This is a genomic window from Halomonas litopenaei (assembly GCF_017303055.1).
Classification (GTDB): domain Bacteria; phylum Pseudomonadota; class Gammaproteobacteria; order Pseudomonadales; family Halomonadaceae; genus Halomonas; species Halomonas litopenaei_A.
In genome coordinates this window covers 589240-612465 of sequence record NZ_JAEKJT010000003.1, presented here as the reverse complement: position 1 = coordinate 612465, position 23226 = coordinate 589240, and the positions used below count along the sequence as shown (strand labels likewise).

General features: G+C 63.6%; 20 protein-coding genes. 13 read left to right on the top strand and 7 right to left on the bottom strand.

Features of this window, described 5'->3' with window-relative positions; genetic code table 11:
• Positions 1–8: 8 nt before the first annotated feature.
• A complete protein-coding gene (locus JF545_RS06605) occupies positions 9–2945 on the bottom strand; it encodes an insulinase family protein (RefSeq protein ID WP_242520705.1) in 2937 nt (978 codons plus the stop codon).
• An 8-nt stretch (positions 2946–2953) separates the two neighbouring features.
• Positions 2954–3628, bottom strand: a complete 675-nt coding sequence (locus tag JF545_RS06600) for an SOS response-associated peptidase (protein ID WP_206940457.1) — start codon at positions 3626–3628, stop codon at positions 2954–2956.
• Positions 3629–3817: 189 nt separating this feature from the next.
• Here JF545_RS06600 and JF545_RS06595 point away from each other — a divergent pair, with 189 nt between their 5' ends.
• Both JF545_RS06595 and JF545_RS06590 read left to right on the top strand, forming a co-directional pair.
• A complete protein-coding gene (locus tag JF545_RS06595) occupies positions 3818–4438 on the top strand; it encodes a TetR/AcrR family transcriptional regulator (RefSeq protein WP_206940455.1) in 621 nt (206 codons plus the stop codon).
• Positions 4435–5142, top strand: coding sequence for a 1-acyl-sn-glycerol-3-phosphate acyltransferase (locus tag JF545_RS06590; RefSeq protein ID WP_315857905.1), 708 nt, complete (start codon positions 4435–4437; stop codon positions 5140–5142). Before JF545_RS06595 ends, JF545_RS06590 begins: the two co-directional genes overlap by 4 nt.
• A gap of 166 nt (positions 5143–5308) precedes the next feature.
• On the opposite strand, the gene JF545_RS06585 is transcribed toward JF545_RS06590, so the two are convergent.
• Both JF545_RS06585 and JF545_RS06580 read right to left on the bottom strand, forming a co-directional pair.
• Complete coding sequence (locus tag JF545_RS06585) at positions 5309–6598, bottom strand: HlyC/CorC family transporter (protein WP_206940453.1); 1290 nt, start codon at positions 6596–6598, stop codon at positions 5309–5311.
• 217 nt (positions 6599–6815) lie between these two features.
• Entirely contained in the window at positions 6816–7616 is an 801-nt protein-coding gene (locus JF545_RS06580) for a cytochrome C assembly family protein (RefSeq protein ID WP_206940451.1), read from the bottom strand.
• A 477-nt stretch (positions 7617–8093) separates the two neighbouring features.
• Between JF545_RS06580 and ffh the strand changes: the two genes are divergently transcribed.
• From ffh to recJ, 11 genes are all read left to right on the top strand, one after another.
• Positions 8094–9503, top strand: a complete 1410-nt coding sequence (gene ffh, locus JF545_RS06575; protein WP_206940442.1) for a signal recognition particle protein — start codon at positions 8094–8096, stop codon at positions 9501–9503.
• A 206-nt stretch (positions 9504–9709) separates the two neighbouring features.
• On the top strand, positions 9710–9958 hold the full coding sequence (gene rpsP / locus JF545_RS06570) for a 30S ribosomal protein S16 (protein WP_206940440.1): 249 nt from the start codon (positions 9710–9712) through the stop codon (positions 9956–9958).
• A gap of 50 nt (positions 9959–10008) precedes the next feature.
• On the top strand, positions 10009–10578 hold the full coding sequence (rimM, locus tag JF545_RS06565; protein WP_206940438.1) for a ribosome maturation factor RimM: 570 nt from the start codon (positions 10009–10011) through the stop codon (positions 10576–10578).
• A 42-nt stretch (positions 10579–10620) separates the two neighbouring features.
• Complete coding sequence (trmD, locus tag JF545_RS06560; protein ID WP_206940436.1) at positions 10621–11427, top strand: tRNA (guanosine(37)-N1)-methyltransferase TrmD; 807 nt, start codon at positions 10621–10623, stop codon at positions 11425–11427.
• Positions 11428–11537: 110 nt separating this feature from the next.
• Positions 11538–11894: a 50S ribosomal protein L19 gene (gene rplS / locus JF545_RS06555; protein ID WP_045991330.1), complete on the top strand. Its 357-nt coding sequence runs from the start codon at positions 11538–11540 to the stop codon at positions 11892–11894.
• 283 nt (positions 11895–12177) lie between these two features.
• Positions 12178–13074, top strand: a complete 897-nt coding sequence (gene xerD / locus JF545_RS06550; protein WP_206940434.1) for a site-specific tyrosine recombinase XerD — start codon at positions 12178–12180, stop codon at positions 13072–13074.
• 3 nt (positions 13075–13077) lie between these two features.
• Entirely contained in the window at positions 13078–13830 is a 753-nt protein-coding gene (locus JF545_RS06545) for a DsbC family protein (protein ID WP_206940432.1), read from the top strand.
• A 152-nt stretch (positions 13831–13982) separates the two neighbouring features.
• A complete protein-coding gene (locus JF545_RS06540) occupies positions 13983–15299 on the top strand; it encodes a homoserine dehydrogenase (protein ID WP_206940846.1) in 1317 nt (438 codons plus the stop codon).
• An 88-nt stretch (positions 15300–15387) separates the two neighbouring features.
• Positions 15388–16779, top strand: a complete 1392-nt coding sequence (thrC, locus tag JF545_RS06535) for a threonine synthase (protein WP_206940429.1) — start codon at positions 15388–15390, stop codon at positions 16777–16779.
• Positions 16780–16844: 65 nt separating this feature from the next.
• Positions 16845–17462 (top strand): glutathione S-transferase family protein, encoded by a 618-nt coding sequence (locus tag JF545_RS06530; RefSeq protein ID WP_206940427.1) that lies wholly within the window; start codon positions 16845–16847, stop codon positions 17460–17462.
• Positions 17463–17571: 109 nt separating this feature from the next.
• Positions 17572–19383, top strand: a complete 1812-nt coding sequence (recJ, locus tag JF545_RS06525; RefSeq protein ID WP_206940425.1) for a single-stranded-DNA-specific exonuclease RecJ — start codon at positions 17572–17574, stop codon at positions 19381–19383.
• A 155-nt stretch (positions 19384–19538) separates the two neighbouring features.
• Here recJ and JF545_RS06520 read toward each other — a convergent pair whose 3' ends face one another.
• The 3 genes from JF545_RS06520 to JF545_RS06510 form a co-directional block, all read right to left on the bottom strand.
• On the bottom strand, positions 19539–19979 hold the full coding sequence (locus JF545_RS06520) for a VOC family protein (RefSeq protein ID WP_206940423.1): 441 nt from the start codon (positions 19977–19979) through the stop codon (positions 19539–19541).
• Positions 19980–20119: 140 nt separating this feature from the next.
• Positions 20120–22726 carry a heavy metal translocating P-type ATPase gene (locus JF545_RS06515; RefSeq protein ID WP_242520704.1) on the bottom strand — a complete coding sequence of 869 codons (2607 nt, stop codon included), beginning with the start codon at positions 22724–22726 and terminating at the stop codon, positions 20120–20122.
• A complete protein-coding gene (locus JF545_RS06510) occupies positions 22723–23172 on the bottom strand; it encodes a MerR family transcriptional regulator (protein ID WP_206940421.1) in 450 nt (149 codons plus the stop codon). Before JF545_RS06510 ends, JF545_RS06515 begins: the two co-directional genes overlap by 4 nt.
• Between the last annotated feature and the right edge of the window lie 54 nt (positions 23173–23226).

Sequence of the window (23226 nt, the reverse complement as noted above, 5' to 3'; positions counted from 1 at the left end):
CTGTCAGATCAGGGGGTGTCGACCTTGACCGCCTGGGCGGACTCCTCTTCGCCGCGCGGCGATAGCGGTGCCTCTTCGTTCCCCGGCAGCACTTCCAGCTCGCCCTTGAGCGCCATGATATCGCTGGGAGTGGCGCCCGGATCGAAGGCGACGTCCACCACCGCGTTGTCGCGCAGTGCCTGCCAGCTAGGCAGCAGGTCGGCAAGCGTCACGTCCAGCACCGCTGCTGCCAGGCGCTCACGGCGGTCGAAGTGGGTATCGCCGAAGGATAGTGCACGCCACAGCCGATTGGTGCGCTCTTCCAGCCCGGCATCGCGCTGGGTAATTTCGTCATGGACCGCTTGACGGTAGGTGGCCAGGGTCGCTTCGTCGAGTCCCTCAAGCTGGGCGGGAACCTGGTCAAGAAAGTCATCGACGTGGGTTTTCAGCTCTTCGCTGGGGGTCGAGGGTGACTGCACCAGCAAGCTGATGCCGGGTGCATGCAGAAGCGGGGAATAGCCCGCATTGACGATATAGCCGAGCTGCTGCTCGGTGCGCAGTCGCTGGTAGAACGGGGTTTCCAAGAGCTTGCCGAGCACCGCAATGCGAGCCTGGGTAGGCAGGCTTTGATCGGGTCCTTGCAGGTAGCGCAGCAGCAATGACTCCTCGCGCTCCGAGTCGGGCGTCAGGCTAGGCAGGTCGGTGGCCTTGAGCACTTCTAGATCGGCGATGGCGTCAGCATCAAGGCCGGGTTCGAGGGCTTCGATGGCAAGCGAGGCTTCTTCTTCTGCGAGGCTGCGAGAGAGGTTGCCGACAGCGAGAAGCTGCAGGTGGAGCTCGCTCAAGAAGAGATCGCGATAGTCGCGCAGGTCTTGTGGTGTGACCTCGGCCAGCGACTCGAGTAACACCTGGGGCGACCACTGGGGGCGGATCAGCGCCTCGGACAGGGTGCGTTGGCCCTGGTGGTAGAGGGGATCGCGAGGGGCGTTGCGCCATTCACGCTCCAGCCCGAAGCGGACCCGCGCGACGCTGTCATCTTCGATGCTGCCTTGCTTGAGCTGGTCGATGACCTCTGCCATGACGCGATCCTGCCGGTCGCGCCAGCCGGTAAAGGACAGGGTCATGCCGCGAGAGTGGGCGTAGGCTTCATACTTCTGCCCGGCCAGCCGCGCCGCGTAGAGGCGTTCATTGAGGCTGTCATTCAGCCAGCCCGCCAGCAGTTGCGTCAGCACCGCCTGGCGTGGCGTCTGGCTGGCGCCGGGATGCTGAAGGCTAAAGCGCCAGGACGCCTTTGGCGTGTCGAACTCGGCGTCCGCCTTGTACCACGCATCCGCCTGATCGGTGTCGGTGATAAGAGTGGGTCGTTCGGCGTGATCTTCCAACAGAGCAAGATCTTCGGCGATGAACGGGTTAGGAGCGGGCAGCGCCAGGCCGTCCAGCGGCTCCGCCGTCGACGTCGGCAGCGCTACCTGTTGCCAGCGGGTGTTGTAGTAGGTGGTGCGCTGGTCGCCCTCCACCTCTGGGCCGCTGTACAGCCGAATCATGTTGTCAGGACGCAGGGCGCCGAGCCATTGTCGAACCTCTTCGACGTCCAGCCCATCCATGCGGTAGCCGGCGCGATTGACGTCTTCCAGCGGGTAGTGCGTCAAGCTGATGGACAGGCGCATGGCCTCATCCAGCGCATCGCCGTGCTGCTGGAACTGGAACGCTTGTTCCGAAAGACTGGCCTGTTCGTCATAGCGATCATCGCTGACGCCCTCTTCGCGAATGCGCTCGATGGCGGCAAACAGGCTGGCCTGAATGCGCTCGAGCTGCTGGCGGCCTTCCGGTGTCAGGCTGATATCCACCGCCAGCAATGCATGCTGGCCATCACCGCGGGTCACTCCCGCTGACAGGCCATCGGCCCAGCCAGCATCACGCAGTCGACTCAGCAGGCTGCCGGGCCCCTCGTGGCCGATCAGGTTGGCAATATAGCTGGCGGGCTTGCGCTGATAGCTGAGGACCGGGTCGGGTACCGGAAACAAGAAGCTGACGCGACGGGCGTCACGCAACGAGTGGGCCTCCGCCGCCAGCGGCAGTTTGGCCGTATCCACCAGCGGTGTGGTGATCTCGGGCGCCGTCAGGCCGCGATTTGGCACCTCAGCGAAGCGCTCTGCCACCATCCCCTGCAATTGATCGAGGGGCATCGGCGCGACCACCGCCAAATGCATGACGTTGGCGCCGTAGTGGTTCTGGTAGAAGCTCATGACCCGCTCTCGCAGGCTTGGCTCGCCCTCGGGGCGCTCTGCCAAGGTGTCCTTGCTGCCGACGGAGAAGCCAACGGTCGGGTTTGCCGGGTTAAGCAAGCCGTCGAGTACCTCGTTCTCACGACGGGCATCGTCGCGCAGCCGTGCCTGGTACTCGGAGTGGACGACATTGCGCTCACTGCCTAGCTGGTCTGCATTGAACAGCGGGTCGACGAAGAATCGGCTGAAGCGGTCCAGGGCGCCCTCAAAGGCGTCCGCTTCCACATCAAAGAAGTAGTTGGTGTTGAGCGACGCAGTGAAGGCGTTATGACGGCCACCGTGGCGACTGATGTAGCCCTGGTAGGCGTCTGCTTCAGGATAGGCCTCGGTGCCGAGAAACAACATGTGCTCCAGCAGGTGAGCCAGTCCCTGCAGGTCGTCTGGATCCTGGGCACTGCCGACGGAGACGTTCAGCGACGCGGCTGCCTTGTCGGCCTCCGGGTCACTGACCAGCAGCACTTCGAGTCCGTTGTCGAGGGTCAGGACGCGATAGTCCCGGTCGTCGTGAGGGCTGACGATGGGCGAGGTGGCCGCCGCAATGGACGTGGTGGCGGTAGCTGTCTCGGCGCTGCTGGACGGGGGAGCCTGATCCCCCGGAGCAGCCTGTGCCATGGGTAGCCAAATGCACGCCAGGGCGGTGGCGAGGCAGGGGGCGCCTCGCCTGATACGGATCGAAGCCATCACGTCTCCTAAAGTGTCTGTCGCCACATCTGCCCGATGGGGTGGGCGCAGGACGGATCCTGTTCCAATGGATTGTTCACTCGTCTTGATACCGGAAAAGCGCCCAACAGTTCCCCGGGAGGCGTGCGCAGCATCTGTTCCAGCGGCTCGCTGTCGCTGGCCGGGTCGAGCCAGGCCCGCGCCTGGTGCCGTTCGATGATGGCCGGCACACGGTCGGTGAGCGGGGTCAGCAGCTCGGGGCTGGGAACGGTGATCAAGGCGAACGAATCTGTATAGTCGGTCAAGGTAGTGTGAAACCTACACCAAAGCCCCGCCAACAGCAGTGGTCCCCGGTCCGCCCGGGTGATCAGAAAAGGCTGCTTGTAGTGGGGGCGGGGTTGCCAGGCATAGGCGCCGGACGCGGGCACCAGACAGCGTCGTGCCCGGAAGGCGTCGCGAAACATCGGCCGGGACTCGAGGCTTTCGGCGCGGGCGCAGTGCGGCGCGTGGTCGAGGACCTTGAGCCATGGTGGTGTCAGGCCCCAGAAGCCGGTGCCCAAGGTAAAGCGCCCTGCCTCCAGGCGGATGATCGACAAGGGGCGCCTTGGTGCCATGTTGACGCCGCTGATGGCCTGCACCGGTGCATCGAGGTCATCGAGCGCATGTTCGATGGCGCGAGCGGGGATATAGAGGCGGCCGGTCATGAGGACTCCTGCGATCTGGACGGTCAGCCTACCCAAGAGCTAGACGCCGCGAAAGTCTCGTTGACTGTGGTGAGCCGTGCATACCTCAACGTTCTGTCGAAAACAGTGTTCGATTAATGTATGCTCAGGAAAACGCCGCTTACCCAAGGTCGCCGATGCTCGGCGCGAGTGATACAGCGAGGAAGAGCAATGGCTCGTCCCAGACAGCACGCCCCCGAGGAGCTCCATGCCCAGGTGATGGCCGCCTGTGATGCCTGGCTGGCAGATCAGCCCGTGCATGCGCTGTCGCTGCGCTCGCTGGCACGCGAGGTAGGCTGTGCCCCCAGCACCTTGCTCAAGCTTTACGGCAGCTTCAACAACCTGTTGCAACACGTCAATGTCGAGAGTCTTGCTCGACTGCGCACGGTGATGGAGCCGCTGCTGGTCGATACCACCGAGCCAGAGGCGCGCCTGCGCGCCCTCGCCCAGGGGTACTGGACCTTCGCGCGGGAGGATGCGCATCGCTGGCAGCTGATGTTCGACTATCCCCTGGCCCAGGAAGGTGAGCTGGATCAGCGTCAGACGGACATGATCGGCGCGCTCTTTGCGCGGGTCGAGGACACCTTGACCGAGTATCAGCCGGGTCTTCAGACCATCGAGGCCCAGCGCCTGGCCCGTACCCTGTGGGGCAGCGTGCATGGCTTGGTTCAGCTGGGATTGAATGATCGACTCGGCTATTCCCAGGGCGGCGCCTTTGAAGTCGAGGAGCTGCTGGATCAGCTGCTATCCACCACCCTGGCGGGCCTTACGCAGACGAACAGGGTGTCGTGATCGAAATCTTCCTTTGGGGCCTGGTTGGCCTTATTGCCTGTCTCGCCGTCTGGCGCTTCTCTCGGACCCCCGCCGTCTACATCCGACGCCTGGTCTTTGCTCTCATCCACCTGCTGTATCGGCTTCGCTTCCAGGGGCGACGCTTCGTTCCTCCCCGTGGACCCGCCTTGGTAGTGTGCAATCACGTCAGTTTCATGGATGCCCTGGTGATGGGAGGCGGGAGCCCTAGGCCCCTGCGCTTCTTGATGGACCGGCCGATCTACGAGTCGATCTGGCTCAACTGGCTGTTCCGCATGGTGGGTGCCATTCCGGTGGAGTCGGATCGTCGCGACCCCGGCAACGTGCGGCGCGCGCTTGATGAAGTCAGTCGCGCGCTGCGCAATGGCGATGTGGTGATGCTGTTTCCGGAGGGGCGGCTTACCTCGGACGGCGAGATTCGGACCTTTCGTCGAGGTTTGGATCTCATTCTGGCCAAGGATCCGGTGCCGGTGATCCCGGCGGCCCTGTCCGGCCTGTGGGGGTCATGGACCTCCAATCGGCACGGCAAGGCGCTGGCCCATCTGCCCAGGCGCTGCCGCGCCCGCGTCGCGCTGTACTTCGGAGAGCCTGTGCCTCCGGGGCAGGCCAGTCGCCAGCTGCTGGAAGCCCAGGTGCGTGAGTTGAAGGCCGAGGCTGATCGTTGGGTCGAGACAGGCAAGCCGTAGGGCGGCCGCCCTCCATTGAGGCTGAGCGGCCGCCCTCCATCGGGGCTGAGCGGTCGCCCTCCATCGGGGCTCGCTGTTGCGGGTCCTCTGGCAAAGGCGCTGGTAGAAACGCAAAGGGACGGCCATGGCCGTCCCTTTCTGGCTGCGTTGTTGTCGCGGGCCTGTCTCAGGCGTCGGTATCGCTAAGCACGCGGCGGGTGCTGGGCCAGCAGCAGACCGAGGTGATCAGGTTGTCGCGCATCTCGAGAATTTCCATGCGGATATTGCCGATCTGCAGACAAGCGGGGCCGTCGGGGAAGGATTCCAGGTGCTCAAGGATGACGCCGTTGAGCGTTTTCGGGCCATCCGTGGGCAGATGCCACCCCAGCGACTTGTTGATATCGCGAATGTTGGCGGTGCCGTCGATCACATGGCTGCCGTCACTCTGGGGCAGCATGTCCTGCTCCTGGCCGGCCACGTCAGTGGTGAACTCCCCGACGATCTCCTCGAGGATATCTTCCAGCGTTACCAGCCCCTCCACGTCACCGTACTCGTCCACGACGATGCCGATGCGGCGTTTCTGCTTCTGGAAGTTCAGCAGCTGCGTGTGCAGTGGCGTTGATTCGGGGATGAAGTAGGGCTCCCGCGCCTCCTGAACGATGGCCGCCTTGGTCACTTCGGGCCGGGACAGAAAACGTGCGGCATTGCGCAGGTGCAGCATGCCGATGATGTTGTTGATGTCGCCCTTGAATACCGGCAGTCGCGTATGCTGGCTGGTGCGGATCTGGGTCAGGATATCTTCCAGACTGTCGTCCAGATCGATGCCCACCACCTCATGACGCGGGACCATGATGTCGTTCACCGTGACATTCTCCAGGTCCAGAATGGACAGCAGCATGGCCTGGTGGCGGTGGGGGATCAGGGTGCCTGCTTCGTGCACGACCGTACGTAGCTCGTCGCGGGTCAAGTGGTCGCCGCTGCCGTCAATGCTCTTGACGCCAAGGAGCCTGAGCAGTCCATTGGAGATCACGTTGACCACCCATACCAGCGGGTACAGGAGCTTGAGCAGGGGCTCGAGGATCATCGACGCCGGGTAGGCAATGCGCTCGGGTTTGACGGCGGCAAAGGTCTTGGGCGTGACCTCGGCGAAGATCAGCACCACGATGGTGAGGATGGCCGTTGAAATGGCCGGGCCGCTGACATCGCCGAAGAAGTGAATGGCGATGATGGTGGCAATCGACGCCGCCAGGTTGTTGACGAAGTTGTTACCGATCAGGATGACGCCAATCAGCCTGTCTGGCCGTGCCAGCAGGCGCAGGACGCGCTTGGCGTTGCGTTGTCCGCTGTTGGCCTGGTGGCTTAGCCGGTAGCGGTTGATCGACATCATTCCCGTCTCGGAGCTGGAGAAGAAGCCCGACAGGGTGATCAGCAGAAAGAGCAGGCCGAACAGCAGGCCTACCGGAAAGTCGTCGTTCAAGACGTTGGATCCTTGGTCGCGGGTAAGGGACGAGTTGTAGGGGGTCGCTCAGGGAGTGTCAAGGTCGCCCCGGTCACGGCAAAGGCGGGTGCGTCGCCCTCGCAGGCCTTGTCAGGCCGTGCCAAGGCCCTGGCAGGATGCCGGATGTTTAGGCCTAACCCCATGTTTGTAGCACTCTTTATTCTTGGTGGTCAGCGTCGGGGTGACAGTCCTGCCATCAACTGTGCGCGAGCAGGATTTCCAGCACAAACTTGCTTCCGAAATAGGCGAGCAACAGGGCCAGGTAGCCCCCTAGGGTCCAGCGAACCGCACGCATGCCCCGCCACCCCAGACGATAGTGGCACAGCAGCAGGACCGCAAACACCAGCCACGCCAGCAGAGACAGGACCGTCTTGTGGACCAGGTGTTGGGCAAACATGTTGTCGAGGAACACGAAGCCGCTGGCGATGGCCAGGGTCAGCAAGGCCTGGCCAACCCAGATCATCTCGAACAGTACCCGCTCCATGGTGGTGAGGGGCGGCAGCGCCTGCACCACTCCGCGTATCTTGTGGTGTTTCAGCGCCTTGTTCTGAATGCCCACCAAAATCGCCTGCAAGGCAGCGATGGCCAGTACGGCAAAGGCGAGGGCGGAGCTGACGGCGTGAAAGGCGATACCCGGCGTCATGCCGTTCTGCCCGGTGGGTGTCGGGAGCTCGATGCCCAGCAGCAACACGATGCCGGCAAAGGGGAACAGCACCGCGGCGATATTGAGCACCGGCTTGAACAGGCTGGCACCGAGCAGGACGACGACGGCCAGCGCTGTCACCAGCACGGCGCTGGTGGACAGGCCAGGCAGCATCGAGCCTTCCAGCCCGATAAGGCCTCCCGCCACGACCAGGTGCAAGGCGGCAGCCAGGGTGCCAAAGCTGCGCACCAGAAGATCGCGAGGGGGAACTCGGCGAATCAGCGTCAAGCCTTGCCAGGAAGCGGCTGCCAGATAAAAGACAAAGGCCAGTAGGGCCAGAGGTAACGCCTGCATGCTGTGCTGTCCGTGCGCCACGCTGGCGCCAATGGGTAAGAAGTGAACCGTCGGGGCAGGGCGCTCTCCCTGTCCCCTGGCAATGACTATACCGGATCGTACCTCTTCTGACAGCCAGGGGCCGTGCGCCACGACCTGGTGGCCTGGACTGGGCTGCCAGTGTCAGTCGACAGAGCCAGTCAGCAGAGCCAGTCAATAGAGCCAGCCAACAGAGTCAGGGCGGCAGGCGCTGGTCGTCAACGCCAACCAGCGGGGCTCCCCGTCAGCAGAGGAGATGCGAGACCGGCCACGAGTCAGTGCATGGAGAGTCGGCGCCACAAGGCGTATAATTTGCCCCAACGTCAAGGCCGCGCAGGCATGCGGCCGCCTCGGAGGAGAGTTTGCGAGGCGCGTAAGGCCGGTCGCACCAGCCGTATCGCACCAGCCGTATCGCGCAGCGCACGAGGCCAACGCATTCCGCGTATTTTGGAGAGTTCCATGTTTCAGAACTTGAGCGAGCGTCTTTCCCAGACGCTGAAGTCGATCAAGGGCCAGGCCCGCCTGACCGACGATAACATCAAGGACACCCTGCGCGAGGTGCGCAAGGCGCTGCTCGAGGCCGATGTCGCGCTGCCCGTGGTCAAGGCGTTCATCGAACGCGTGCGTGAGCGCGCTGTCGGCCAGGAAGTGTCGCGCAGCCTGTCGCCGGGCCAGCAATTCATCAAGATCGTCCAGCAAGAGCTCGAAGTCACCATGGGGGAGGCCAATGAAGGGCTTTCTCTCAAGGGGACGCCCGCGGTCGTGCTGATGGCGGGTCTGCAGGGGGCGGGTAAGACCACCTCCGTGGCCAAGCTCGGCAAGTACCTGCGCGAGCGTGAGAAGAAAAAGGTGCTGGTGGTATCCACCGACGTCTATCGTCCGGCGGCCATCGACCAGCTCGAGACATTGGCCAAGGAAGTCGACGTCGATTTCTTTCCGTCTCGCTCGGACCAGGCGCCGGTGGACATCGCCAACGCCGCCCTGAAGCACGCCAAGATCCAGTTCCACGACGTCGTGCTGGTCGATACCGCCGGCCGTCTGGCCATCGACGAAGCCATGATGGAGGAGATCAAAGGTCTCCATCAGGCCATCGAGCCGTCAGAGACGCTGTTTGTGGTCGACTCCATGACCGGCCAGGATGCTGCCAATACGGCCCGCGCCTTTGCCGACGCCCTGCCGCTTACCGGCGTGGTGTTGACCAAGGCCGACGGTGATGCCCGTGGCGGTGCGGCGCTGTCGGTGCGCCACGTGACGGGGCGCCCGATCAAGTTCATGGGGGTGGGCGAAAAGGTCGATGCCCTCGAGCCGTTCCATCCGGACCGGGTGGCCTCGCGCATTCTCGGCATGGGGGATGTGCTGTCCCTGATCGAGGAAGCCGAGCGTACCGTCGACAAGGGCAAGGCCGAACAGCTCGCCAAGAAGGTCAAGAAAGGCCAGGGCTTCGATCTTGAGGACTTTCGTGAACAGCTGCAGCAGCTCAAGAAGATGGGCGGCATGAGCGGACTGCTGGGCAAGTTGCCGGGCATGGGGCAGATGGCCGATATGGCTCAGGGCCCTGGACCTGAGAAGGAGCTGGGCAAGCTCGAGGCCCTGATCAACTCGATGACTCCCAAGGAGCGCCGTAACCCTGACATCATCAACGGATCGCGCAAGCGCCGTATCGCTGCCGGTGCGGGCTTGCAGGTGCCCGACCTCAACCGCTTGCTGAAGCAGCACAAACAGATGCAGAAGATGATGAAGAAGGCAGGCAAGAAGGGCGGCATGCAGAAAATGATGAGAGGCATGTCCGGAATGATGGGTGGCGGTGGCCCAGGCGGTCCCGGTGGTATGGGCGGAATGGGCGGCCCCGGCGGCATGCCCTGGCGCTGAGACCGCATTGATACCTGCTCCTGCCGGTGCCGGCCGTCAAGGCCGGTGAGGCAAAAAAGGTTCCCAAGGGGGGCGGTTTTCCGTAGAATACTGCCTCTTCGTTCGAGGACCGTGCATTGGCGCGGCCCTCGTCGTGAGCAAAACATCGGTGGCAGACCCGTCCGTCGCCGTTATCCGTAAAATCCCAACCGAAGGACAGTCAACGTATGGTTACCATTCGTCTGGCACGTGGTGGCGCCAAGAAGCGTCCCTTCTACCACCTCGCCGTGACCGACTCCCGCAATGCCCGTGATGGCCGTTTCATCGAGCGTCTGGGCTTCTTCAACCCGGTAGCACGTGGTCAGGAAGAGCGTCTGCGCATCGACCTGGATCGCATTGCTCACTGGCAGTCTCAGGGCGCGCAGCTGTCTGATCGCGTTGCCGAGCTGGTCAAGGAAGCACGCAAGCAGGCCTGAGGCGAACGCCTTGCCTGTGACAGTCCCGGTGTGAATGAGGTTTGACCCAGATGGCATCGCCCCAAGGCAACAACGCGTCGCCAGCGGCGCAAGACGATCGCCACAGCGATGATTACGTCGTGCTGGGCAAGCTGACCAGTCCTTACGGCATCAAGGGCTGGATGAAGGTGTATTCGTATACCTCGCCCATGGAAGGCATTCTTGATTATGCCGAGTGGGTGGTCCGTCATGACGGACAGCTTTCACGCCACCGCCTCAAGCAGGGGCGCAAGCAGGGACAAGGGCTGGTCGCCCAGCTGGAAGGCATCGATGACCGTGACCGGGCCGAAGTGATGGCCGGGGCGGACATTCTGCTGGCCAAGCAGGACCTGCCCGAGCTCGACAGTGAAGAGTACTACTGGCACCAGCTGGAAGGCCTGCGGGTCGTGACCCTCGAGGGGGTTGTGCTGGGCAAGGTGGCTTATCTGTTCGAGACCGGTGCCAATGACGTGATGGTCGTGAAGGGTAGCGATGCCCCGGACGACCGTGAACGTCTTCTCCCCTATCTGCCCGATGACGTGATCAAGCGCGTCGACCTGGGTGCGGGGGACATACTGGTCGACTGGGACCCGGAGTTTTGATCGCCTGGCGATCAAGCAGCGCGTTGACGGGAGATCAGTGAGATGTGGATTGGGGTGGTGTCACTCTTTCCGGACATGTTCGAGGCGATCACTCGCCACGGTGTGACCGGCAGGGCTGTAGACAAAGGCCAGGTGACGCTGGAGTTCTGGAATCCCCGGGACTACGCCACCGACCGCCATCGTACCGTGGACGACCGCCCTTACGGCGGAGGTCCGGGGATGCTGATGAAGGTCGACACCCTGCGTTGTGCAATCCACGCTGCTCGCGACCGGGCGCACGTCGCGACCGGGCAGCGACCCCGAGTGATCTATCTGTCGCCCCAGGGCCGCAGGCTGGATCAACAGGGCGCGCGCGAGTTGGCGTCAGGCCCGCCCCTGGTGGTAGTGGCAGGACGCTATGAAGGCATCGATGAACGTGTGGTCGAAGCGGACATCGATGAGGAGTGGTCCATTGGCGACTATGTGCTGAGTGGAGGTGAACTCCCGGCCATGGTGCTGATCGACACAGCGGCAAGGCTGGTGCCGGGTGTACTGGGGCATCAGGATTCCGCAGTCGAGGACTCCTTCAATGACGGTCTGCTGGACTGTCCGCACTATACCCGTCCGGAGGAAATCGACGGACGCAAGGTGCCGGATGTGCTGCTCAGCGGTCACCATGGACAGATTCGCCAGTGGCGAATGAAGCAGTCCCTGGGGCGTACCTGGTTGAGACGGCCTGACCTGCTCGAGGGCAGGGCTCTGTCAAAGGAGCAGCAGCGTCTGTTGAACGAGTTCATCGACGAATACGCCGACAAGGCGGAGGTGCAGGACGACGGTCACGAGGTCGACCGGGCGGCCAATCGCCGCTGACGGACCTGCGTCATCAACGACCCGAGCGCTCGAGCTTCGAGTGCCGGGATCACGATCCATCGGCATCCACGACCGATCGATGGATCACAACGATTTCAGGAGCAAGTGAAATGAGCAGCAAGAACAAGGTGATCCAGGCGCTCGAAGCCGAGCAGATGAGCAAGCAGGTGCCGGACTTTGCCCCGGGCGACACTATCGTCGTTCAGGTCAAGGTCAAGGAAGGTAACCGCGAGCGTCTGCAGGCGTTCGAGGGCGTTGTCATTGGCAAGCGTAACCGCGGTCTGAACTCCGCTTTCACCGTGCGCAAGATTTCCCACGGTGTTGGCGTCGAGCGTACTTTCCAGACCTACAGCCCGCTGGTTGACTCCATCAGCGTCAAGCGTCGCGGTGACGTGCGTCAGGCCAAGCTGTACTACCTCCGTGAGCGTAGCGGCAAGTCTGCACGTATCAAGGAAAAGCTGGCCTAAGACGCCTGAGGAAGCGCTGAATACATCAGCCGAGCGGATTGAGGTGCCAGGCGCCCGCAGCGCAGAACCCGGAGCCTATGCGGTATAGGTGAGGAGTTCGAGCAGCGCGCAACGCAGCGATTCGTCCGCGCAGGCATTTATGCAGTGTTTCCCCTAAGCGTCAGTCAGTCCGAGGGAGGACCTTCCTCCCTCTCCCGACACCCCGTCACCACCTCTGTGGGGCGGGGTGTTTGTGCATTGAGGCCCTGGCATTCGTCCGGTCGCCCAGGCAGCGAGGCAGGCAATGAGCGCAGGCCACGGTCAGATCATCGACACCTTTCTCGACACCCTGTGGCTGGAACAAGGGGTGAGCGACCATACCCTGAGTGCCTATCGTCATGACCTCGAGGCCTGGCAGGCCTGGTTGGACGAGGCCGCTCTGACGCTGTTGGCACCGGGGGCAGAGAGTCTGCCGGCCTGGTTGGATCAGCGCCGCGAGGGAGGCTATCAGCTCAGCAGCAATGCCAGGCTGTTGTCGAGTCTCCGGCGGTTCTACCGCTGGGCCCTGGCGGAAGGCCTGATCGACGAGGACCCGTTGGTCAAGGTGCGTCTGCCCCGGGTGCGTCCCGCGTTGCCGGATACCCTGGATGAGGACGAGGTCGAGCGCCTGCTGCAGGCGCCAGATGTGACCGCCGCCCTGGGCTTACGCGACCGGGCCATGCTTGAGGTGCTGTACGGTGCTGGGCTCAGGGTCAGCGAGCTGATCGGCCTGACCACAGACGCCATCAACCTGCGGCAAGGCGTGGTGCGCGTGCGCGGAAAGGGCCAGAAGGACAGGCTGGTGCCGTTGGGCGAAGAGGCATGCGACTGGCTGGAACGCTATCTGCGCCAGGGCAGATCTGAACTGATGAGCGATATCCAGAAGCCAGCGCTGTTTCCCGGAAGGCGGGACAACGCCATGACGCGCCAGACCTTTTGGCACCGAATCAAGCATTACGCCAGTGTTGCGGGTATCGACCGCCCCCTCTCTCCCCATACACTGAGGCATGCCTTTGCCACCCATCTTTTGAATCATGGGGCAAACTTGCGTGTCGTACAGATGCTGCTGGGGCACTCGGACCTGTCGACGACCCAGATATACACCCATGTGGCGCAGGCGCGACTGGAAGCCCTGCATGCCGATCATCATCCTCGAGGCTGACTCATGAATCGCCCCTCCTTCGCGACCCTGCTGACCAGCGTGCTTCCCGCCACGCTGCTCGCCACGTCCCTGGCCGCCGGCAGTGCCGTTGCCGCGCCGCCCGCTGCGCTCAACGAGCTGTCCGTGAATGGCCAGAAGATGCCGGTGAGCCAAGTGCTCGACACCCCGATGAGCGGGATCTACGAGGTTCGTCTGGAAACCGGTGAAACGTTCTACACCAACGCCAGCGGTAGCCATTTTCTGGTGGGCGATCTCTACGAGAATGCCGAGGACGGCCTGGTCAACTTGTCCGAGCAGAGCCGCAACGCCAGCCGCGCCGAGCGTCTGGCCGCCGTCGCCGAGTCCGACCAGATCGTCTACCGTGGGGTGGACGAGCCGAAGGCCACCATCCACGTCTTTACCGATTCGACCTGCCCCTATTGCCGCAAGCTGCACGAAGAGGTGCCGCGCTTGAACGAGCTGGGGATTCAGGTCAACTATCTGGCCTTCCCGCGCGGCGGCATGCAGAGCGAGGGCGCGCGTCAGCTCACTCAGGTGTGGTGTAGCGACAATCGCTCTGAAGCCATGACCGCGGCCAAAGAGGGAGAGGTTCCGAGCGACGCTGCAAGCTGCGACAATCCGGTCGAGCAGCAGTATCATCTGGGGCTTGAACTCGGGGTCCAGGGGACGCCTGCCATCGTGTTGCCGGACGGCACCATGGTGCCTGGCTACGTTCCGGCGGAGCGCCTGGCCGAACGCCTGGGCATCGACGGCTGATCGCCAGCTGTCTGCAAGACGGACCAATAATGAGCGGGAGCGCTGGCGCGGCCGGTGCCTCCCGCATCGACAAGGCTCGACGCAGATTCGGGCCACCACGCATCGCTGACACAACTGCCGCCCGTGGCGGCAGCGAGTAAGGGAGAATGACATTGAAACCGGTAAGAGTGGGAATCTGTGGGCTAGGTACCGTCGGCGGCGGTACCTTCAACGTACTGACACGAAACGCCGATGAAATTGCCCGCAGGGCAGGGCGTCCGCTTGTCATTGAGCAGGTCGCCCATCGCAGCATCAACCCCGACTGTGATCTTACCGGTATCCGTACCACCAAGGATGTCTTCGAAGTCGCGACCAACCCGAACGTGGACGTGGTGGTCGAGCTGATCGGTGGCTACGAGGTGGCGCGTGACCTGGTCATGACGGCGATCGACAATGGCAAGCACGTGGTGACGGCCAACAAGGCGCTGATCGCCGTGCACGGCAACGAGATCTTCAAGGCCGCCCACGACAAGGGCGTGATTGTGGCGTTCGAAGCGGCGGTGGCCGGCGGCATCCCGGTCATCAAGTCCCTGCGTGAAGGTCTTGGGGCCAACCGCATCAGCTGGGTGGCTGGCATCATCAACGGTACCGGCAACTACATCCTGACCCACATGCGCGACGAAGGCCGTGCCTTTGAAGATGTGCTGGCCGAGGCCCAGGCGCTTGGCTATGCCGAGGCGGACCCGACCTTCGACGTCGAGGGCATCGATGCCGCGCACAAGCTGACCATTCTGGCGTCGATCGCCTACGGCGTGCCGCTGCAGTTCGAAAAGGCCTACACCGAAGGTATCTCGCGGATCACCGCAGAGGACGTCGAGCAGGCCGATAACCTGGGCTACATCATCAAGCACCTGGGGATTTCCAAGCGCACCGGCTGTGGCCTTGAGCTGCGGGTGCATCCGACCCTGATCCCCAAGGAGCGCCTGCTGGCCAGCGTGCACGGCGTGAAGAACGCCATCGCGGTGATGGGGGATGCGGTAGGCCCGACCCTGTATTACGGCGCCGGTGCCGGCGACGAACCGACCGCCTCTGCCGTGGTCGCGGACTTGCTGGACGTTGCCCGCGATATCTCCACCGAGCACCGCTACCGGACCCCCTACCTGGCCTTCAGCGGCGTCAGCGACGATTGTGACGAGCTGCCGATCATGCCGATGGAGGAGATCACCACCGCCTACTATCTGCGACTGCTGGCGGTTGATCGTCCCGGGGTGCTGGCTCGTGTGGCCACCATCCTGTCCGAGGAAGGCATCTCCATCGAGGCGCTGATCCAGAAGGAAGCGACCGAAGGTGAGCTGGTGCCGATTATCCTGATGACGCACCGCACCCTCGAGAAGCAGATGAACGAGGCCATCCGCCGGATCGAGGCCCTGGCCGACATCGCGGGTTCGGTGACCCGAATCCGTGTCGAGAGCCTCGACGAGCAGGATTGACGATGTCCATGGGGCGGCCGCGGCCATGCCCCATGGCGCTTCGCTGGACCCCTCAGGCCGCGCTGCAGCGGCGGCAAGGAATCACAAGATGCGCTATATCAGCACCCGTGGGCAGGCGCCCGCGCTGTCCTTTGAAGATGTCGTTCTCACCGGCATGGCCACCGATGGCGGCCTTTACGTGCCCGAGGACTTTCCCCAACTCAGCGCGGATGATCTGGCCGACATGGCCGGTCTCTCCTATGCCGAGATCGCCTTTCGTGTGATGAAGCCGTTTGTCGGCGGTGAGATCGACGACGACACCTTCCGCGGCCTGGTCCGGGACGCCTACGCCACCTTCAGCCACGATGCGGTCGTCCCGCTCAACCAGCTGGATGCCAACCACTTCCTGCTGGAGTTGTTCCACGGGCCGACGCTGGCGTTCAAGGACGTGGCACTGCAGCTGTTGGGCCGCATTCTCGATCACTTCCTGCAGAAGCGCGGCGAGCGCGCGGTGATCATGGGCGCCACGTCCGGGGATACCGGCTCTGCGGCCATTGAAGGCTGCCGCCACTGTGACAACCTGGATATCTTCATTCTTCACCCCCACAACCGGGTGTCGGAGGTGCAGCGCCGCCAGATGACCACGGTGCTGGCCGACAACGTCTTCAATGTCGCTATCGAAGGCAACTTCGATGACGCCCAGGCCATGGTCAAGGCGAGCTTCGCTGACCAGAGCTTCCTCGAGGGGACTAGGCTGGTAGCCGTCAACTCGATCAACTGGGCGCGTATCATGGCCCAGGTGGTGTATTACGTGGCGTCGGCGGTGGCCGTCGGGGCGCCCCAGCGCCAGGTCAGCTTCTGCGTGCCCTCGGCCAACTTTGGCAATGTCTTTGCCGGCTATGTGGCATATCGCATGGGACTGCCGGTCAAGCAATTCATCATCGCGACCAACGCCAACGACATTCTTCACCGCACCCTGGCCGACAATGACTTCTCCAAGAAGGACCTGCTGGCCACCCTGGCACCGTCCATGGACATCGTGGTGTCGTCCAACTTCGAGCGTCTGCTGTTTGAAGCCTACGAGCGGGACGGCGCAGCCGTCGATGCGCTGCTCACACGCTTCCAGCAGGAGCCGACCGCGTTGGCCGACGCGCCCCTGGGCCGACTGCGCGACATTTTTGCCAGCCATAGCGTCGATGACGCTACCATTCTGGAGGTGATCCGCGAGGCTCATCACCGGACCCAGGAAATTCTCGACCCGCATACCGCGACAGGCTACCGTGCCGCCGAGCGCGAGCGCAGGGATGCCGCCACGCCGATGATTACCCTGGCAACGGCCCATCCGGCCAAGTTCGCCGAGGCAGTGGTCAAGGCGGGCTTCCCTGGTGTGCCGCTTCCGCCACATATGGAAGACCTGCTGGAGCGTGAGGAACGCTACGAGGTGCTTCCCGCTAGACTCGAAGCGGTACAGGCCTTCGTGGCCGAGCATCGCCGCCGCTAGGCTTGCCCGTTCCGGTCGAGGCGAGGATCTTGCTTCGACCATTCCGTTTCGCCAGGGAGACAATCATGAAGCTTTGGGGACGCAGCAATTCGGTCAACGTGAAGAAGCCCATGTGGTGTGCCGCCGAGCTCGGTATCACGCTCGAACGGATCGACGTGGGAGGGCCTTTCGGAGGGCTGGATACGCCGGACTATCTGGCCAAGAATCCGAACGGGCTGATTCCCTGCCTCGAAGACGGCGACCTCGTCCTGTGGGAGTCCAATGCAATCGTGCGCTACCTGGCGGATGCCTACGGTAACGTTCAGCTGAACACGGCGACTCCCGCCGAGCGCGGTCGCTCGGGCATGTGGATGGACTGGGCCCTGGCCAGCCTGGCGGGGCCCTATCGTGACCTCATCATGAACCTGGTGCGGGGAACGCCCGAGACCCGTGATGATGCCGCGATCGAGCGCGGGCTGTCGGGGTTCGAAAAAGCACTGCGCCTGGCGGACGGGGTGCTGGCCAAGCAACCCTGGCTATCGGGCGATGCCTTTGGCCTGGCCGATATTCCGTTGGGGGCCTATGTCTATCTGTGGTTTGAGCTGGACATCGAACGCCCCACGCTTCCCCACCTGGAGGCCTGGTACGGCAAGCTGACCCAGCGCACCGCCTACCGCGAACATGTGATGCTGCCGATCAGCTGAGGCCGACGTCGCCTGCTGAGGGAGTGGCTGACCTGCCGAGGGGCCAATTTGTCCCGCTGACCCCGGATAGACGCCGGAACGTCACCTACCCCCATATCCCGAGAGTCCGATGTCTGAGTCTTCTGTGATCGACAGTGCCCCGCGTCCCTTTGTCGAGCCACGTCCGAGAATACAGCGCCGTCAGCGCAATGAATCCCTCTACCGTCAGGGCCTGGACGCCGGCCTGTCCGAGCTGCAGGCACGCCTGCTGGCTGGCCGCCTGGTGGACTACAAAGGTGAGCTCGAGCCCCTGGTCGATCCCAGTCTGCGCTACCTGGTACACCCTGAACGCCTGGCCGATGCTCCGCGTGCCGCCGAGCGCATCGCCAGGGCGGTGGCCGAAGGGGAGCATATCGGTATTCTTACCGACTACGATGTCGACGGCATCACGTCCCACGTGGTGATCCGGCGCACCTTGAACGAGCTGTTTGGCGTACCGGCATCACGACTTCACAGCCTGATTGGTCACCGCATTCATGATGGGTATGGCATCAGCCTGCCGCTGGTGGAGCGCACCCTGCGGCTCAGTCCCCGCCCAAGCCTGGTGATCACCGCCGATTGCGGCAGTAGTGATGAAGCGCGTATTGCCCGGCTGAAGCAGGCCGGCATTGACGTGGTGGTGAGCGACCACCACGCATTGCCCGTGGAGGGTCCGCCGCCGTCGGCCTATGCCACGGTCAACCCGACCCGACAGGACTGTGACTATCCCGATGCCACCATCGCCGGCTGCATGGTGGCGTGGCTGTTGATGTCGCTGACGCGCCAGGCATTGATCGAGCAGGCGGTGCTGTCACCGTCGACGCCCAAGCTGTCGCCCTGGCTGTCCTATGTGGCCTTGGGCACGGTGGCCGATTGTGTCTCCCTGGGCGCAAGCGCCATCAATCGTGCCGTGGTTCGTCACGGTCTGGCCGTGATCAATCGCATGGGCGAGCCGTGCTGGCGAGTGATGGCCGAGCGGCTGGGAGCGGATAGCGTGCCCTTCGATGCCGAGACTCTAGGCTTCCAGATGGGGCCCCGCATCAACGCACGCTCGCGCCTGGATGATCCTTACGCCGCGTTGCATTTCATGCTGGCCAGCGATGACAGCGTGGCGCGGCGCCATCTTGAGACGCTGGATGCCGACAACCAGTCACGCAAGGCCATCGAGGCGGAGATGGTGGCTGATGCCAAGGCATTGGCCAGAGTGGCGCTGGAGGCCGATGACCCGATGATCATCGTGCATCTGGAGGAGGGGCATCCTGGCGTTCAGGGGATTGTCGCATCGCGCCTGGTGCAGGCCTATGGTCGTCCCACGCTGGTGCTCACTCCTGCGGCAGAAGCCGGTATGCTGACAGGTTCCGGGCGTTCAGTAGACGCCTTGCATCTGCGTGATGCGCTGCAACGTGCCCATCAGCTTGCCCCCGATGCTCTGGTCCGTTTTGGAGGCCATCGCGGTGCGGCTGGAGTCGGTGTGGTGCAGTCGCGTCTCGACGCTTTTCGAGCTGCGATGCTGACCGCGGTACGCGAACAGTTGGGCGAGCGGGAATTGGTACCCTGTATCGACACCGACGGTGAGCTCTCTGAACAGCAGTTACGTCTCGAGACCCTGGTCGAGATCGAGGGGCTCGGTCCCTTCGGTCGCGAGTTCGAGGCCCCCTTGTTCGAGGGACGCTTTGTGGTGGAGCGGCTCAAGCCAGTAGGGGATGGCAGTCACCTGTCACTCGAACTGTCGTGTCAGGGGCTGACGCTGAAAGCCATCTGGTTTCGCTGTCTGACACCTGGCCAACTGCCCGACTTTGATGTGGGGTCGACGTTGCACTGTGCTTACAAGCTCAATCGCAATCGCTACCGTGGGCGCGAAACCCTGCAGCTGATGGTCGAACACGCAGACCCCGTCGATTGATACCTTCCAAGCACAGGCCAGCGTCGAGCCCTGAACCGCGCCAGCTAGCTAAGTGAAACGGCTGTGATTGAGGTGGAACGGCCGTGATTGAGGTGGAACGGTCGTTCCCTGGGGGGACAGTGAGGGGCTCGCCCCGGTGCTCAACGATGTCGCCGTCAGTAATGGGGCCAGACTCCCGGGGTCGCCAGTTCCAGCAGATGGCCATCCGGGTCTCGGAAGTAGAGGCTTTCTCCGCCACGCGACCAGCGCGTTCGGCCTTCGATCTCGACACCATGGGCATGGAGTCGGGACTCCCATGCCGCCAACTCTGCGTGGCGAATGGCAAAGGCCATATGGACCCAGCCGCGACCGTCGTGGGGCGGAATGGTGCCCCCGTTGTCCGGCAGTACGACGGTTTCCAGGGTTCCCCCTTCCAGAAACAACAACAGTACCGAGGGCCCCACCTGATAGGCGGTAAAGCGATGGTCTGCGGTAAAGGGGGACAGGCCCAGGGCCGACTCGAAGAACTGTCGTGCCTTGGCCATGTCGGCCACATACAGCGCCGTTTCCAGCACTCGATCGAGGGTGGGGCCCGTGGGCGATTCCGCTTGGCTCATGGTCTTGCCTCCTTTTCCCGTCTTCACGCCTGTCTGGCCCAGCGATGTGGTCCTTACGCTGGGAGTGCTCTTTCAGGATAGCCAGAACCACCAGATGATCAGCGCGATGAGCCCCAGCCCCGCCAATGTCACGATGATACTCATGAAGAGACTCCTGACGCTGTAGAAGAGTCGGCGTCTGCCGAGGGCTGCGTCATAGCACCCTGCAGCCGTTTAAGACGCAGTCGGTTGGCGTTGGCGACCACGGTGATGGAAGAAGCGGACATTGCCGCGCCGGCGATCATCGGTGACAGCAGGGTGCCTGTCAGCGGATACAGCAGACCTGCAGCGATGGGGATACACAGGGCGTTGTAGCCAAGGGCGCCCCACAGGTTCTGGCGAATGTTGCTCAAGGTTGCCTGGCTGATCTCGATGGCCGCTGCGATCCCGTGGAGAGAAGGCCGCATCAGCGTGATGCCGGCGCTTTCAATGGCCACGTCGGTGCCCTGGCCCATGGCAAAGCCCACGTTGGCGCGGGCCAGCGCTGGCGCGTCGTTGATGCCGTCACCTACCATGCCGACGATCTCCCCTTGGGCCTGGCGTCGTTCGATGTCGGCATGCTTGTCACTGGGCGACAGCTCCGCATGGACCTCGTCGATGCCGACGGCTTCGCCGATGGCTGTTGCGGTGGCGGCGTTGTCGCCGGTCAGCATGACCACCTTGATGCCATCGGCCTGGAGGCGAGCGATGGCGTCTCGGCTGTCCTCGCGCAGCGGATCCTCGATCGCGAAGGCTGCTGTCAGTTGATCGTCTAGCGCAGCATAGACCAGGGTGCGTGCCTGCTGTTGCCAGTCAGGTAGCGTGTCAACAGCGGCGTGCAGATCGATGCCTCGTGCCTCCATCAATGCCCCGTTGCCGATCGCCAGCGTAGGCCCTTGCGCTGTTCGTGCCTTGACCCCCTGACCGGTGATGCTCTCGAAGTCGTCGACGGTGACGTCGCCGTGGTGAGCGGAGGCGGCTTGCTGCTCGGCGAAACGCGCCAGCGCTTCCCCCACCGGGTGTTCGGACCGGCTCTCGAGATTCGCGATGAGTGCCAGCAGCGATGAGCGTTCGAGCCCACGCGAATCGAACCAGTGCACGTCGGTCACTCTGGGACGTCCCTCGGTCAGTGTGCCGGTCTTGTCGACCACCAGGGTGGTCAGCGTACTGGCCGTCTGCAGCGCCTCGCCCGAGCGGATCAGTACGCCGTGGTCGGCCGCCTTGCCTACCCCGATCATGGTCGACAGCGGCGTGGCCAACCCAAGGGCGCAGGGACAGGCGATGATCAGCACCGTGGTGGCAGTGACCAGCATGTGAATCACCGCCGGTTCGGGGCCCAGGTGGTACCAGGCCAGAGCGGTCAACACCGCGATAATCATGACGCTGGGCACGAAGACCGCAGACACCCGGTCCGCGAGATTGCCGATGGGCGGCTTCGACCCCTGGGCCGTCGCCACCTGTTCGGTGATCCGCCCCAGCCGCGTGTCCGCGCCAATGCGGGTGGCGCGGAATACCAGTGAGCCGCGTCCGTTGACGGTGCCGGCGCTGACCTCGTCCCCTGGCCCGCGGGCGACGGGGGCCGGCTCCCCTGACAGCATCGATTCGTCGATGTAGCTGCTGCCTTCGGTCACCTGGCCGTCCACCGGCAGGCGTTCGCCGGGTCGTACCCGGATCAGGTCGCCCTCGGTGACGTCGTCGATGGCGACTTCTTGATCACCATGCTGGGTCACCAGGCGGGCGGTTTGACTCTGCAAATCGAGCAACCGATGCAGCGCCTCGGAGGTATGCCCCTGGGCGCGCAGCTCCAGCGCCTTGCCCAGCAGCACCAGACCGATGACCATGGCGGACGCCTCGAAATAGAGGCCTCGGGCGGCCTCGGGTAGCCAGGGCGCTGCCAGCACCACCACCATGGAATACAGCCAGGCGGTACCGGTGCCCAGGGCAATCAGGGTGTCCATATTGGCCTGATGATGACGCAGGGCTTTCCAGGCGCCACGGAAGAACTGGCGCCCCGGGCCGATCAGCACTGCCAGGGTCGCCAGACCGACCAGTCCCCAGCCAAGACGCGCCACGCCGGTTGGGGCCGGGTGATGGATCAGCATCATGATCATCAGGGGGACGGCGAGCCCCAGGGAGGCGATGCTGCCCTTGAGCATGCGCCGGTAGTCCTGCTGGTTGCGCTGTGCTCGCTGCTTTTCCGCCTCGCGCAGGTCGACAATGGGCGTGGCGCCATATCCCACCGACTCGACCGCTTGCACCAGTGCCTGGGGATCGACGCTGCCCCGCACCCGTGCCGTATGAGAGGCAAAGTTGACGTCTGCCTGTTCGACACCGGGGGTATGCGCCAGAGCCTTTTGAACGCTAGCGACACAGCCTGCGCAGGTCATGCCCTGGATCGCCAGACGCTGGGCCGAAGCGGTGGAGGCGTCGGGTTGTGAGGGTGGTTCGTCCGGTACGGGGGAGGTCGTCGCCTTGCCACAGGCCGCTGGGTCGTCACAGACCGGAGGGTTGGTGGCGTCAGTGTGCTCGGCGGGGTAGCCGGCCTGTGCCAGCAGGGCTTTCACCTCACTGGCACCGAGTGCCGAGGCGACCGAGAGCCTGCCGCTCCCGGGATCACCTTCGACCCTGGCCGTGTTGTCACGCTCCTGGATGGCCCGGCGCATGCGCCCGACGCAGCCCTGGCAGGACATTCCGCTCACCTGAAACTGGTGCTCCTCGAGGTGATTCATGATGACTCCTGCTGTCTGGCCGTGGTGGATTCCGGTACGGACGCCTTCGGCACGCTTTCGATCAGACGGCACAGACTGTGTCCGTCCGGGACGCCGTCGGGCAGGTGTTGCCAGCTGTGCATGGCATCTTCCATGCGCTGAGCCAGCGCTTCCAGTTCCGCAATACGCTGGCGTATCTTCGGCAGCCGCTCCGCCAACAGGTCGCGGACCAGTGGGCAGGGAGAGTCTCCCTGGTCCGCATGAACCAGGATCTGGCGTATGTCGGCCAGGCTGAAGCCCAGGGTGCGGGCACGCTGAACAAAGCTCAGGCGTTCACGATCCTGCTCCGAGTAGCGGTGATAGCCGTTCGCTGGGTCCTTGCTCGGGGACAGCAAGCCCTCTCGGGTGTAGTGACGAACGGTCTCGGACGTGACCCCTACGGATACGGCCAGTTCACTGACTTTCATCTTGTCTCCTTGGGCGGGGTGGCGCGGGACAGGGAGCGATGTGGTGCAATGTCA

Coding starts and splice junctions, on each gene's coding strand:
- JF545_RS06605 (WP_242520705.1), bottom strand. CDS start 2,945: ATGGCTTCGATCCGTATCAGGCGAGGCGCCCCCTGCCTCGCCACCGCC.
- JF545_RS06600 (WP_206940457.1), bottom strand. CDS start 3,628: ATGACCGGCCGCCTCTATATCCCCGCTCGCGCCATCGAACATGCGCTC.
- JF545_RS06595 (WP_206940455.1), top strand. CDS start 3,818: ATGGCTCGTCCCAGACAGCACGCCCCCGAGGAGCTCCATGCCCAGGTG.
- JF545_RS06580 (WP_206940451.1), bottom strand. CDS start 7,616: ATGCAGGCGTTACCTCTGGCCCTACTGGCCTTTGTCTTTTATCTGGCA.
- ffh (WP_206940442.1), top strand. CDS start 8,094: ATGTTTCAGAACTTGAGCGAGCGTCTTTCCCAGACGCTGAAGTCGATC.
- rpsP (WP_206940440.1), top strand. CDS start 9,710: ATGGTTACCATTCGTCTGGCACGTGGTGGCGCCAAGAAGCGTCCCTTC.
- rimM (WP_206940438.1), top strand. CDS start 10,009: ATGGCATCGCCCCAAGGCAACAACGCGTCGCCAGCGGCGCAAGACGAT.
- trmD (WP_206940436.1), top strand. CDS start 10,621: ATGTGGATTGGGGTGGTGTCACTCTTTCCGGACATGTTCGAGGCGATC.
- rplS (WP_045991330.1), top strand. CDS start 11,538: ATGAGCAGCAAGAACAAGGTGATCCAGGCGCTCGAAGCCGAGCAGATG.
- xerD (WP_206940434.1), top strand. CDS start 12,178: ATGAGCGCAGGCCACGGTCAGATCATCGACACCTTTCTCGACACCCTG.
- JF545_RS06545 (WP_206940432.1), top strand. CDS start 13,078: ATGAATCGCCCCTCCTTCGCGACCCTGCTGACCAGCGTGCTTCCCGCC.
- thrC (WP_206940429.1), top strand. CDS start 15,388: ATGCGCTATATCAGCACCCGTGGGCAGGCGCCCGCGCTGTCCTTTGAA.
- JF545_RS06530 (WP_206940427.1), top strand. CDS start 16,845: ATGAAGCTTTGGGGACGCAGCAATTCGGTCAACGTGAAGAAGCCCATG.
- recJ (WP_206940425.1), top strand. CDS start 17,572: ATGTCTGAGTCTTCTGTGATCGACAGTGCCCCGCGTCCCTTTGTCGAG.
- JF545_RS06520 (WP_206940423.1), bottom strand. CDS start 19,979: ATGAGCCAAGCGGAATCGCCCACGGGCCCCACCCTCGATCGAGTGCTG.
- JF545_RS06515 (WP_242520704.1), bottom strand. CDS start 22,726: ATGAATCACCTCGAGGAGCACCAGTTTCAGGTGAGCGGAATGTCCTGC.
- JF545_RS06510 (WP_206940421.1), bottom strand. CDS start 23,172: ATGAAAGTCAGTGAACTGGCCGTATCCGTAGGGGTCACGTCCGAGACC.